General features: G+C 23.3%; 17 protein-coding genes. 13 read left to right on the forward strand and 4 right to left on the reverse strand.

The features are described 5' to 3' along the window. Positions 1-2 precede the first annotated feature (2 nt). The 11 genes from ACXUB0_RS01225 to ACXUB0_RS01275 all read left to right on the forward strand — a co-directional run bounded on the left by ACXUB0_RS01225 (position 3) and on the right by ACXUB0_RS01275 (position 9,271). The gene (locus ACXUB0_RS01225) at positions 3-161 is read left to right on the forward strand and encodes a hypothetical protein (RefSeq protein WP_458257360.1); all 159 of its coding nucleotides are present in this window, start codon (positions 3-5) and stop codon (positions 159-161) included. 34 nt (positions 162-195) lie between these two features. Continuing rightward, a complete protein-coding gene (locus ACXUB0_RS01230) occupies positions 196-384 on the forward strand; it encodes a hypothetical protein (protein WP_458257495.1) in 189 nt (62 codons plus the stop codon). A gap of 1 nt (position 385) precedes the next feature. Further along, positions 386-571, forward strand: coding sequence for a hypothetical protein (locus ACXUB0_RS01235; protein WP_458257413.1), 186 nt, complete (start codon positions 386-388; stop codon positions 569-571). Positions 572-588: 17 nt separating this feature from the next. Continuing rightward, complete coding sequence (locus ACXUB0_RS01240; protein ID WP_458257496.1) at positions 589-966, forward strand: hypothetical protein; 378 nt, start codon at positions 589-591, stop codon at positions 964-966. 16 nt (positions 967-982) lie between these two features. Further along, a complete protein-coding gene (locus ACXUB0_RS01245; RefSeq protein WP_458257497.1) occupies positions 983-2,182 on the forward strand; it encodes a hypothetical protein in 1,200 nt (399 codons plus the stop codon). A 14-nt stretch (positions 2,183-2,196) separates the two neighbouring features. Further along, the gene (locus ACXUB0_RS01250; protein ID WP_458257498.1) at positions 2,197-2,793 is read left to right on the forward strand and encodes a hypothetical protein; all 597 of its coding nucleotides are present in this window, start codon (positions 2,197-2,199) and stop codon (positions 2,791-2,793) included. 95 nt (positions 2,794-2,888) lie between these two features. Continuing rightward, positions 2,889-3,836: a hypothetical protein gene (locus ACXUB0_RS01255; RefSeq protein WP_458257499.1), complete on the forward strand. Its 948-nt coding sequence runs from the start codon at positions 2,889-2,891 to the stop codon at positions 3,834-3,836. A gap of 3 nt (positions 3,837-3,839) precedes the next feature. Beyond that, on the forward strand, positions 3,840-5,912 hold the full coding sequence (locus ACXUB0_RS01260; RefSeq protein WP_458257500.1) for a hypothetical protein: 2,073 nt from the start codon (positions 3,840-3,842) through the stop codon (positions 5,910-5,912). A gap of 4 nt (positions 5,913-5,916) precedes the next feature. Beyond that, a complete protein-coding gene (locus tag ACXUB0_RS01265; protein WP_255495889.1) occupies positions 5,917-6,039 on the forward strand; it encodes a hypothetical protein in 123 nt (40 codons plus the stop codon). 18 nt (positions 6,040-6,057) lie between these two features. Next, positions 6,058-7,293: a hypothetical protein gene (locus ACXUB0_RS01270; RefSeq protein WP_458257501.1), complete on the forward strand. Its 1,236-nt coding sequence runs from the start codon at positions 6,058-6,060 to the stop codon at positions 7,291-7,293. Next, entirely contained in the window at positions 7,241-9,271 is a 2,031-nt protein-coding gene (locus ACXUB0_RS01275) for a hypothetical protein (RefSeq protein WP_458257502.1), read from the forward strand. The genes ACXUB0_RS01270 and ACXUB0_RS01275 overlap by 53 nt, the downstream gene beginning before the upstream one ends. Here ACXUB0_RS01275 and ACXUB0_RS01280 read toward each other — a convergent pair whose 3' ends face one another. From ACXUB0_RS01280 to ACXUB0_RS01290, 3 genes are all read right to left on the reverse strand, one after another. Then, a complete protein-coding gene (locus ACXUB0_RS01280; RefSeq protein WP_338974221.1) occupies positions 9,272-9,442 on the reverse strand; it encodes a hypothetical protein in 171 nt (56 codons plus the stop codon). Beyond that, entirely contained in the window at positions 9,424-9,552 is a 129-nt protein-coding gene (locus ACXUB0_RS01285; protein ID WP_458257503.1) for a hypothetical protein, read from the reverse strand. Before ACXUB0_RS01285 ends, ACXUB0_RS01280 begins: the two co-directional genes overlap by 19 nt. A 150-nt stretch (positions 9,553-9,702) precedes the next feature. Further along, complete coding sequence (locus ACXUB0_RS01290; RefSeq protein ID WP_458257504.1) at positions 9,703-11,409, reverse strand: hypothetical protein; 1,707 nt, start codon at positions 11,407-11,409, stop codon at positions 9,703-9,705. A gap of 63 nt (positions 11,410-11,472) precedes the next feature. Between ACXUB0_RS01290 and ACXUB0_RS01295 the strand changes: the two genes are divergently transcribed. Then, entirely contained in the window at positions 11,473-12,183 is a 711-nt protein-coding gene (locus ACXUB0_RS01295; protein WP_458257505.1) for a UPF0236 family transposase-like protein, read from the forward strand. A gap of 47 nt (positions 12,184-12,230) precedes the next feature. After that, a protein-coding gene (locus ACXUB0_RS01300) for an IS3 family transposase (protein ID WP_458257454.1) occupies positions 12,231-13,351 on the forward strand; the annotation gives its coding sequence in 2 pieces (ribosomal slippage) (positions 12,231-12,507 and positions 12,507-13,351; 1,122 coding nt in all). A 2-nt stretch (positions 13,352-13,353) separates the two neighbouring features. On the opposite strand, the gene ACXUB0_RS01305 is transcribed toward ACXUB0_RS01300, so the two are convergent. Beyond that, positions 13,354-13,482 (reverse strand): hypothetical protein, encoded by a 129-nt coding sequence (locus tag ACXUB0_RS01305; RefSeq protein WP_458257506.1) that lies wholly within the window; start codon positions 13,480-13,482, stop codon positions 13,354-13,356. Positions 13,483-13,484 lie beyond the last annotated feature (2 nt).

Below are 13,484 nucleotides of genomic sequence, written 5' to 3' on the forward strand. Positions count from 1 at the left end.
CAATGAATAAAGAAAAAATAATTGAATATTATAATCAAGAAATACAATCATATAAAGAAAGAATGGAACAATTAAATAAAGAAATATCTGTATTAGTAAAAATTATAAGTAATTCACAATCAATGATTGAAAGAATTAATGGTGGTCAATTTGATGAATAATTAAAAAATAAATAATTGAAAGGAAAATATTGAGATGAAAGAATTTTTACATGAATTAATAATTATTGGAACAAGTGTTGGAACATTAATTTGCAGAGAAATTATTGTTTTATTAAAAAGATTTATTACAACTCCAAAACATGTTGGAGCAAATAACAAAATTATAAAACATCAAAAAAAATTAGCAAAATTAAATGAAAAAATTAATAAAGGAGAAAAATAATATGACAAAAATTGAATTTAATGAAAAATATAGAAAAAATAATATCAAAATTGATAGAGATTTTGATTTAGATATAGGAAATTGTTTTAAATTTTCTGATATTGATATATTAGAAAATGCTGTTAATGATTATAAAAAACTAATAAGTGAAATGCCACAATTAGTTAAAGATTGATTATTGGGATAAGATTAGGAGAATGTTAAATGTTAGAAAATGAAAATAATGTTCAACAAACAACTGAACCTTTAACTGAAAATAATGCTTCTTCACAAGAAATAGAAAATAAAGTTAATGAAGCAGAAAATAAGTTAAATAAACTTAATCAAGAAATTAAAGAAAAAGAAATTATTAATATATTTAAAAAATATCAAGTTAAAACTGAATTTTATGATTATTTAAAATTTAAAACAAGTAATATAGAAAATTCAAAAATTGAAGAAACTATTAAAAAAATGATTAAAGAACAACCAGTATTTAAAGAAACAATTAATACAGGTGGCAAACCACAAACAATAATAACAAATCAACCAAATTCAATAAAAAGTACATTATTGGATTATAAAAATAAAAATAAATTATAAGGAAGGAAAATAAAAAATGGCAGTACCATTCAAACAAAATTTAGATAATACCGAAAAATTAGTAGAAGCACCAGAATTTATAGAATTTTTTAAACAATCAAATAGTCCGTGGGCAAGTTTTTTTCCTATCGAAATGGTTAATTCAACAAGAATTGAATTTATAGTTAAAAAACCAAAAGACCCAAAAGTTAAAGTTCTTCAATGAAATGATAAAAGTAAAAGAATAGATGTTGGATATGCTGATACAGATAAAATTATTAAAGAAATTACAGAAGAAGCCGTTGCTGGCGAAACAATTGCAGCAAAAGATTTATTAGCAGAAAATGGTCAAAATTTATTACAAAGTATGCAATATGAAGTTGCTAATGATTTAGCAGATTATTTAGCTAATAACAATACTAATGTAATTGCAAAATATGCAATTAAATTTATGATTGAAAAATCAACAGAACCAAAAGCACAAGCAATTAAATATGTAGAAGCAATGTTGGGGGCATGAAATACATTATTTCAATATAGAAATATTGCAAATTGTAGATTCTTTATTACTAATTCTCTTTATGATAGTATAGTTTATTTGGCAGATAATAAAGGTTTAATTACTGATAATGAAATTGCACAACAATTAAGATTAAATGGTAATGATTTATATATTAAAGGTGTTTTATGTCAAATTGTAATGGATGACTATATGACTTTTAAAAATGATAAAAATGATGATGAAATTATGTCATTTGTTTTAGCAACACCAAGAGCAATGAAAAGATATATGTTGCAAGATACAATTATTTATGTTCAAGAAGTGGCAGATGGTAAAGTTGGAAGAATGTATTTAGTTGGTGGAGAAGTTACAGGTCAAGCCATACCTTATATTTCTAATAATGAAACAACATCACGTTGAATGGCATGTGGAATTATTAATACTGATAAAACTGATTTAAAAACTAAAATTACAAATTTAACAACTGATATTACTGCAAATGTTAATAACAATAATAGTGAATTAAATACACAAATAAAAAGTACTAATGAACTTAAATCATTAAATCCAAATTTAACAAATCCAACTATTAAATATTTTAGTGACGCACAAGGAAAAACTAATGTAAGTAATCAAAAACAAAAAGCAGGTGACTTATATATAACTATTACTGCAAATGTTAATGACTTAAATTATAAAGGAACAACAAATCCAATTAAAATAACTCTTAAATAAAGGAAATTAATACCATGCCAATCGGTACAACTAGTACAGCAATACTTTTAAACATAAATAAACCAAAACATACTAGAACAAGTAACCAACAAGAAAATAAAAGTTTTTGATGAGAAATTTTAGAAATGATTGGTGTACAAGTTATAGCAGTAGCACTTGCTCCTTTTACTGGTGGATTAAGTGAAAGCGTAGCACTTGGATTAGGTGCAAGTGATTTAATTGCTAGTATTAGTGCTGTTGGTGTAGAGTTTTTAACTGATTTTACTATTAATCAAGTTTATGATTATTTAAAAGGAAATGTAACAAAATTAAATACTTTCTTTAATATACTTCCTGCATTTGCTGGACTTAATAAAATTAGTCGTGGTTATCGTACTACTAAATTTATTAAATTAGCAGAAAAAACTAAAACATTAGAACAAGTTGGAATTAAAGAAGCAAAAAACTTACAAGAAATTATAAGTCAAGTAAGTGGAAAAGAAATTTTAACAGATAAAATTATTGGTAATAAACGTTATTTAATGAATTATAGTTTTACTCCTAATCGTGAAACAGTATTACGAGATTTAGGTTATGTTGCTGAAAGACAATATAAAAATAATCAAAATTAAGTCCTCAATTAACTCCAAAGTTTAAAATTAAAGATATTGAAAAAGCAAATAATTTTTTAAAAAAATATAATACTGATTTAAAAAAAGTACTATCTATGAATCAACATGATTGATTAAATTTAGTTCATACAATACATACAGAAAATAGATATGGAAAAACTTTAATTTTAGATTTACAAAAAATTCGTGCTAATGCTATTAAATTTAATTTTAAAAAAAATTCAATTCATAAGATTGTTTTAAATGCAAATAAAATTTTTAAATATTTGGATATTAGATTTTATTTAAAAAAAGGTTTAAATAAATTTTGAAAAAATACATCATATTTTGAAAAATTACGAGAAAGTATATATAAATTACAAGAAAAATTTGAAAAGTTAGAAAAGCAAGCATTTGAGAAAATTAAAAAATTAAAAGAAAAAGCAACTGATTTATTTACTAGTGCAGAAAAAAGAGCAATTAAACATGCACAATTAATTCCATTAAATTCACCAGTATTTATGGGTTGTAAAATTCAACCTTTATCATTAGATAAATGTGCAATTACTATTTATTATCGTAATCCTAAATATAAACCAATTACAGTTGTTGATAGTATTCTTAAAGCAGAAACTTTTGTTGCTCAAATACATCCATTCCATTGATATCGTTGATATAGTGGTTGATACATTGGTTATGGAGTTAATCAAAATAAATGATTAAAAGCAATAGCATTTGCTCCGCCGGTTGTTCAACAAATAATTAGAGATAGTTTTAAAGTATATAGAGAAATATTTAGAATCGTAAGAACTTATCATAAAGTAGCAAATGTTATTAATAATCCTATTGAAAATATTAATAAATCATTTAAAAGTGTTGGTTTAAAATTTTCAGTAAATACTGTATTTGGTACTGGATTATTACATCATTTAGAAAAATTTGCATATAGTCAAGTTGTAAAAAAAGGTAAAAAGAAATTACAAAAAGAAATTATACATATATCACATAGAAAAACTAAAACAAAAACTAAACATTATAAAAAAGCATTTTTTAAGGAATGATAAAATATGATTAATAAACTTTGAACTGGTGTCAGTCTAGAAAATTATAATAACTGATATCCATTAACTGGAAAAATTACAGAAACACCACAGCAATATATACAAACATGACCAAATGTTAATGATTGATTTAAAACTTTTGCTATTCGTGCTCAAAATGATATTAATGCTTATCTTGGTTTTATTTTATCTAAATTTCCTTTTGATAGTTTTAAAGATGAATTAATTAAAGAAACATTAAGAGATATGGTTTTTGTAACCGCTGAACATTGAGTATTTAATCGTACACCAATTGAATTTAATGTTGATGCTACTATTCAGTTTAATAATGGTAGTCAATTTAGTGCAAATAGTATTCCTACAATTAATGTTTGAGATTTAGCACCAAGTAGAATGAAAATATTGGCAAGACTAACAGAATTAAAACAAATATTATCAAATTATAATGATGATGAAATAGATGTTGAAAAAATTGATTTAAAATCATTTTATACTAGAAATCAAGTTGATGAATTAATTGAACAGCAAAAAGAATTTACATTATCAAAACAAATTAAATTATATGATGATTTAGTTGATGATAATGAAAATGAAATATATAGAGGTCCTGTTAGTAAATTTGTTAATAAAGGTTATGTTGCAACTGATTATGATAAAGAAACTGAAACAATGATTTTAGATTGACCTGATGAAATTGGTACATTACCACCCGAAGCATTACAAAATAATCCACAAATTGGTGATTTTACTCATGCACCAACTTGTGATTTTTCGGCTAAACAACAAAAACGAATTACTACTAATGAAAATGAAATTACCAAATTAAATACTGAATTAATTAAAGCAAATGAAAATATTAATGATGTTAAAAATAATTGATTTAATATTGAAACTAGTCCTTTATGAAAAAAAGTTGAAAATAATAATATAGAAATATTTAAATGATATTTTATTAAAATCAGTTATCAATATTCAACAGAAAATAACTTTATGAAATTTTATAAAGTAATTAAAATTTATTTAAATAATGTTTTTAATAAATTTGAATTGCTAAATGTTGATTCCATGACGTATAGTGAACAAATCCAAAATAAAACAATTTTAAATACCGGAACGATTTACTATAACAATAAAAAGAAAGAATTTAGTGGTGGCGGTAATTCTTATCCTGAACGTGGAAAAATTAATTTAATTGGTGATATAGAAGAAATATATCAATATCAAGGAATAGATACACCAACTGAATTTATAGCAGAAGAAAATACTGAACGTGATTATTATACAAAACTAGAAACTAATAATTTATTAGATAAAAAACAAGATAAATTAATTGCTGGTGAAAATATTAAAATTGATGAAAAAACTAATACTATTAGTGCTACTGGTGGAAGTGGTGAATCATTATGATTAATAGACCCTAATTCGCCTAATATTATTCAACCTAAAGAAAAAAGAATTATTACTTCAAATAATACTAGAATTGTTTATATAGCAGACCCTACACAACCACAAGATGCTGTTAATTTAAGAACATTAAATAAAAATATCCCAGATTTAACTGATTATTATAAAAAAGAAGAAGTAGATAAAGAATTAGAAGATAAAATAGATAAAACACAATTTCAATATGCTTTTGTTCTCAATACTTTTGGTACTGAAATTGCTAATTTAGAAACTAATGATAAAACTATTGCTGGTGCTATTAATGAATTAATTAAAAAAATAAAAGATTTAAAAATTGGTAAATGAAAAGATGTAGCCTTTAATATTAGTACTACTGGTATAAAAAATCAAGAAATTAGATATGATTGTAAAGAAAATAAATTATATCGTATATGATTTAATTTAAATCCAAGACAACAAAAAATAATATTACCAGATATTTATACATTTACTGATTTTGTTTATTCGTTAGGTTCTGGTATTCCACAAACTGTAACAGTATATAGTACTTATATAAAAGAGGGTGGAAGATTACAATTATTATGTTCAAGAAATGAAAATATTGATGTTTTTAAATGAGAAGACATGAATATTAGTGGTGGTAATTTATGAAAATTACAAGAATTGCAGGAATAATATTATGTTTTTTAAAATAATAAAAATTATTTTAGGTTTAATAGGAGTTTTATTATCTTCTGCTGTTGCTGGTTTAATTATATTTATTATAGTAAAAATTGTATTAAAAATTAATCAAATATTTTAAAAAAAGGTGGTGAATATTATGTTAGGTAGATTTTTAAGAAGAGATAAAAGCGCTAATAATGAAGAAAAAACTAAATTAACTTTTTTAAAAGGTAAAAGTACACATGCTTCTATTTTAAGTTATTTTGGTTTTAATGATTTTAATCATGAAACATATTTTACTGATTTTGTAGCAGAAAATAATGCTAATTTATATAATGCTCCACTAGATATTAACAATGAAACTATTAAGCAGTATTTAATTCAACAAGAATTTTATAGAAAAAATTGAAATTCTATTTTTAAATTAAGTAAATTGGGAATTAGTGGTTATTTAATTTTTATTGCAAATGATGACTTATATTTTCAAGTAGTTGATATACAACAAAGAGTTTATGATATTACTGGTAAATTAATTCAATGTACTATTTTTTATGATAGTTATCAACAAAATGCACAAATTGTAAGATTATTTGAAGTTTATACATTAAATAATGAACAAGTAACTATTAATCGTGCAATTTATAGTGTTAATGATAGCAAAAAACAATTTCCACTAGATTTTAAATCGTTCATTAATAACCCTAATTTAGCACAAGAACAAATACTAAATATTAACTATATACCAATAGCAATTATGCGAAATAAAGCAAATGAATTAGCAGATTGTAATAAAGTAATGGATAAAATTAAAGCATTAGATGTTATTTATGAACAAATTGTTTTAGATACAATTTTAAACTCACCAAAGTTTATTTTTAATTCAACTTATGGTAATGTAAAAGATTTATTAGAAGATGCTGTAAGAATATTAGTTACTAAAAATTATATTTTTAAAAGTGGCGGAGATAATAACGAACAAAACGAAAATATCAATATGACAAGTAGTAATTTTAAAGGTAAAAATTTGACTGATATATACGATTGAAATGTTAATGAAATATTTAAACGTTGTGGCATTCATATTCCAAGTCAAAAGAAGTCAGCACAACAATCAGTTCCCGAAAGTACAGCTGTAAATATTTCAACTATTAATTATATTGAACAAAAGTTATGACAATTTAATATTGATATTCTTAAATTTATTCAAATATTAGTACGTTTAGATAAAGATTTATTAAATAGTAAAACATTTAACATTAATGATGAACAAGAAATTAATAATTTAACAGTGAGATTAAAATTATTTAATCCCAAAAATAACCAATTAATAGGAGAAAACAATGGACAATCAAAACAACAAACCACAAACGAAGTTTCCACAGAAACAAACTAAACTTAATCAAGCAGAAGTAGAAAATGATTATTTAATTGACAATATTCCTTATGACTTTACTAATCTTATGAGTAGCAAAGGTGACCCTGAGCTTAAAAGAGCATATGATGAATTTAAACTAAGAACTTTATATATTTATGAAATTGAACGTTTATTTAAAAATAATGAAAATAATAATTTAAGATTTTCAGCAAATACTATTAAAATTGGTTTTATTGATATTGATAAAGTATTAAAAACTACTGCTGCTGAAACATCAGACTTTACTATGCAATTAAATCAAAGAGCAAGTACAAATATTAATGATAATACTATTGAATATAGTATGACTGATATTAAAAATTTAATATTTCAAGAAATAAATTTATTAAATCAATTTAAGTTATATGCTGTATCTATTAATGAACCATTAACTGAAAATAATATTGATAATTTATATATCATTAATAACTATTCTCAACCTTATCAAAATCCAAAAACAAGAAGTACTAAAAGTATTACTATTATTAAAATTAAAGATTTTAAAACAAGAGATGGTTATCCAATTATTATTAAATTACAAAAACCATTAGACAAAGATACAAAAGTAATTGGTTTAAAAATTAAAGCCCCTAGAAGCATGATTTTCGGCAATATAAAGGTACTTGGTGAAGTTGACAATATGGAAGTATACCCAAAGTTATTTGTTAAAGATAAGATAGCATTTCCGCTATTATCAATGCCTATTGAAACTCAACCAAAAGTTAGAATATTACAACAATGATTTAGTGAACAAATATTACCTTGAAATTTAGCAAAACAATTTATTAGCCAAGAAAAATCAGTTTTAGATTTAATTAAAATTAGTAGTGGTTCTGTAACAAGAAAAGAAGTCATTAAAAATGCAAGAGTTACACATGCTTGATTAGGGTATGAATTTAGTAATGTTTTAGGTGGTAAATGACCACTAAAAAGTCAAAAAGAATTAAAAGATAAAGAAGTTTGAGATTTTGTAGGTGAAAGTCAATTTTATCAATATGTTGCAACTAATAATAGATTTGATGATATTGAAATTGAAATTAAAGATGCACCAACTAATGATAGTTTACAGCAACTTTTATTAGATATGCTAAGTTACACATATAACTATAATAGAAATTTTGATGGTGCAACATATGATGATAAAGGTGTTCCAGACAATGAAATAGCAAAGTTAAGAGCAAAATTTGAAGGACAAAAACCAGAAGAAGTAATAACTAATTTATTTAAACAATGAAAATTAGATTATCCAAATTATATAAATTTACCACAAGTTTATATTTTTAAGAAACTAGTAATTATGTTATCAAATAATATTTATTCAATTATGTCAATTAATAAAGGTTTAAATGATGATAATAAAATTTTGTTACCCTATTATTTTGAATTAAAATCGAGTCCAATAAAACCTACTGGTAAAGATATTTGAAGATTTAAAGATACCAAAGTTATATTAAAATCTGAGTATTTTGATTTTACAGATATGAATAACATTAAACTAAGAAATAATGATATTAGTCAAAATGAATTATTTAAATTAGATGATAATCAATTTAATTGATTATCTATTACAAATGAATTAGAAAGTAATAATATACCTTCATTAATTCCAGCAGATTGAACATTAGCAAATGGCGAATATGGAAAATATTTTACAAAATTAATCATTAGTAATAATAAAATTGAAAATGCTTTAAATTTATATGGTTCAAATAAATCCCAATTATTTTCTAAATTGGAATTTTATAAAGAAATATCACAAATTGATAATAATAGTGAATTTGAATTACAAATTGAAAATCCGATTAATAACTTAAATCGGATTGAAATTAGTGGTATATTTGGTACTGGAAATTATGATTTAGTTTTAATAACTGATAAACAAGAAATAAATTTAAATAATATTAATTTATTTGATAAATATAATGAAAATATTTCTTATATTAACTTAGAAATTTAATTATTCAAAATAATTATTTGTGTAAGTACCATCTCATTTTACATCTTCATCATGATGTTTAATTTTTGAAAAATACAATCTAGTTTTATCGGGGCTATATCATTTATTTCATCAAATAGTAGTTGTACCTAATACTTTTTCACCATTTGGTTTTAAATAATAATTTTCCATATTATGAGTAAGCACCCCCCCATGATTAATCCTATTGTTCCAGTTGTTGCACCAGTTAGTGCTAATGCTAATGTTATTTTACTTAAATTTGTTTTTATTCATGTTTTCATAATAAATTTCTCCTTTTTTCCTTGATTTTACTTATAAATTGTACTATTTTTGATTATTTTTACAAGTATGCTTTTAAATGCAAAATAACGCCTAAATTAAAGGCGTTTATTTTGTGATACCTATACTATTAATTATATGTAAATTGTTTACTATATAGCAAATGTGAAGATACTTTTTTTCACACTAGCATTATTTTTACCCCTAATTACATTTTTATATGGATACAAGGCATAAAATAATGCATCGTAAGGGTCTTGGTACATATTTTTATCAGGAATGTTAGTTTTGGTTTGGTCATAACGTAATTCTTCTAAACATTGAGTAGTTTTTGGTAAATCATTTTTATTAGCATAAAAGTTTCCATAACTCATAATATTTCTCATTCATACTACTCTATTAGTTAATCCGGCTTCTTGATTTAAATTTGAAGCATGTTTAATAGCAGTTTGTGTTATTAAAATAGTATTATGTTCATCTATTAATTTTTGATTTAATCAATCTATTGCTGTTCTTGCTTTATCATCATAAAAATAAATTGCTTGTTCAAAATTTTCAAAATTATCCATTAATCCTAAAATTTCATTAACATAACCATTAATTTTTTCATTTTCATTAACAAAATCATTTGGAGTAACTACTAATTCACAAATAATATAAGCATCATAATACCCAGTATTATTATATTCTTTAAAACCAACTATCATAAATACAGTATGGTCTTTTGGTCCAGTAGCTCAATCAATACCAACACTATAAAAATCAAATTTATACATTTCTTTTTCTTGATTATAAAATTGTTTTAACTGATATGGTTGTCAATATTTTACTACTTTTTGAAATGGAAAAATTGTTGCATCACTATCTAAAAATTCAAAACCATAAAAAACAGTATTAAATTCATCAGGATTACTTTTTTTCATTTCTAATAAAGTTTTTTGTTGAATTTCAGGTAATTTATTTCAAAATGGTTTAATAGTAAATCTTAAAATAAATAAACCTAAACCACTAAATATGTCTTTATTTTCATAATATACTTTGCCAATTTTTTTAAGATTTTTCGTTATTTCATCATTTAATGGTAAAAATGGTGTACAGTATTTTAAATAAAACGGATGATACTTATCATAAGGATTACATGTAAAAGTAATAAAGAAACTTTTATAAAAATAACGAGTAATCTTTTTTCCAAAATTAGGACTATATATATTTTTATCAATAAACGTTCAACTTCATTCTTTAATAGGCTCTTTTGATACTTTAATACGATTACTTCTAAACATAGAGTTTTGTAAACGTTCATATCGATATGTTAATTGTTTTTCAGTTAATGTTTCCTTTTCTTCTGCCATAATAATTTCATCTGTTCTTGAACCTAAAAAACTTGAACCACCAGCTTCTTTTCCAAAAATCTTATTACCATTAGCATAACCAATAAAGTCAATTTGTTGATTACTAGGAAAAATAATACATCCACCGTCCTTAGTAATTTTTCATTTAATTCCATGTGGATTATTAGGTAATAAATTAATATTATATGTATCTAATAAAACTTGACAAACATTCATTAAAGCACCAATTGTAGTTTCACTATGAGTATTTTCATATCGTCTTACTTCTTGAACACTACTATCACTAAAATTACAACATATAAATAAATCAAATGCTAAACAATTTCAAGTTTTTCTTGTTCCCCGTGCTGTTGGTATAAAACGATAAAAACAATTAGTAGTGAAAAATTCTGCTCATTCATCACCAACAAATTGTTTAAAAATATCTCAACTAAAACCATAATTATTATCACTAAAATTAAGATTATATTTTTTATTTAGTTGTGCATAACTACTAATAAAAGCCATATTTACTCCTTATTAACATATATAAGTTAAAATTAAATTATTTAAAAGAAAGGAACATTAAAAATGTTAAAATTACCATTCCCTAATCTTTTTGATTGAGACAAACACGATTTTAATCAAGATGAATTAAGTTTAAAACAAACAGAAGAATTATTTGCAAAAATAGATGAACAACTATGAAATGAATGTGATAAATCTGTATATAAATCATACAGATTTAGAAAACGAAAATTAAAAGCAAAAAAGGGTTTATTAAATTATAAACGACGTATTTGTACATATTATAACATAGAAAAACAAAAAACTGAATACGTATCTTTATTAGATAACTATCTTGGTGTTAAAAAATATAGCAAACTTGCACCTAATGTTATTAAACAAATTTTAAAATTTTTTGCTGATGGAAAAAAGTATCGTGATGTTTGTGATACTTTTATTGAGGATTTAATAAGTACTAGTACAGTTTGTAGAACATATCAAAAATTTCAATTACCAAAAATTAATATCCCTAAAATAGTATTAGAAAAAAATCAAACTTTATATATCAATATTGATGATGGGCATAGAAAATTTAAGTTTAATGAAAAACACAATACTAAAAATTGTAAAAAATGTTCTATGAGATTATTAGTATTTTGTACTGGTAAAAAGAAAAATGGAAAATTAATTAATAAAAGAGCAGTTTGTAAAATAAGAGTATCAAAAACAGAAATTGGTGCTGTGGATGGGTTACACTTTATTGGACTGGATGGGTTACACTTTATTGGACACTAATTACGTAGACAAGTGAACAAATTAGTGAAAAGAAAGGAAGTATAATTATGGCCAATATTAACTCATATTCAGATGAATTTAAAAAACAAATAGTAGCTTTATATCAAAGCGGTAAGTCAGTGTCTTGTCTTGCTAAAGAGTACAATGTTACAAGAGCAGCTACTTATAATTGAATTAAGCAATTTACTAATTCAGGTAGTTTTAAAACTAAAGATAATCGTTCTGTTGAAGAAAATGAATTAATTAAATTAAGAAAAGAATTAAAACAATTAAGAATGGAAAATGATATTTTAAAGCAAGCAGCACTAATAATAGGCAGAAAGTAGAAATTATTGCTAAAAATAAAGTTAAATATAAAATTCGCACAATGTGTCGTTTTTTGAAAATATCTAAATCAACATATTATTTTAACTTAAAGAAAAAAGAAAATAAAATCAAAAATAATATGTATGATGAAGCTGTTATTAGTGCTTTTAAAGAAAATAAAGAAGTTTATGGTACTAGAAGATTAAAAAAAATTTTAGAAAACCAAGAAATTTATTTATCACGCAGAAAAATTAAAGAAATTATGAATAAGCATAATTTAATATCAAAATACACTAAATTATCATTCAAAAATCATCATAATAAAGTCAATAATAGTCAAATAACCAATCTTGTTAATAGAAACTTTAATAATAGGGTTAAAAATGAAGTTATTGTTAGTGATTTAACTTACGTTCAAGTTAATGGTAAATGAAACTATATTTGCCTATTAATAGACCTATTTAACCGAGAAATTATTGGACATAGTGTTGGAGTTAAAAAAGATGCATTACTAGTATATCAAGCATTTATGCAATCAAATCGCTGTTTAAAAGATATCCAAATATTTCATAGTGATCGAGGTAATGAATTTAACAATAAAATTATTAATAATCTTTTATTAGCATTCAATATTACTCGATCTTTAAGCAAAAAAGGTTGTCCTTATGATAATGCTGTTGCTGAAGCAACTTTTAAAACTTTCAAAACTGAATTTATTAATGATAAAAATTTTACATCATTAATCCAATTAAAATTAGAATTATTTGATTATATCAATTGATACAACAACATAAGAATCCACAGCACTTTAAACTACTTAACTCCTATCAAATATCAAGAACAAGTGTCTACCAAAAAATAGTCCTAAAAAGTGTTGCCATTCCATGGTCATGTTTGTATATATTGCTGTGGTGTTTCTGTAATTTTTCCAGTTAATGGATATCAGTTATTATAATTTTCTAGACTGACACCAGTTCAAAGTTTATTAATCATAT

It is taken from the genome of Spiroplasma endosymbiont of Dactylopius coccus (assembly GCF_977110965.1).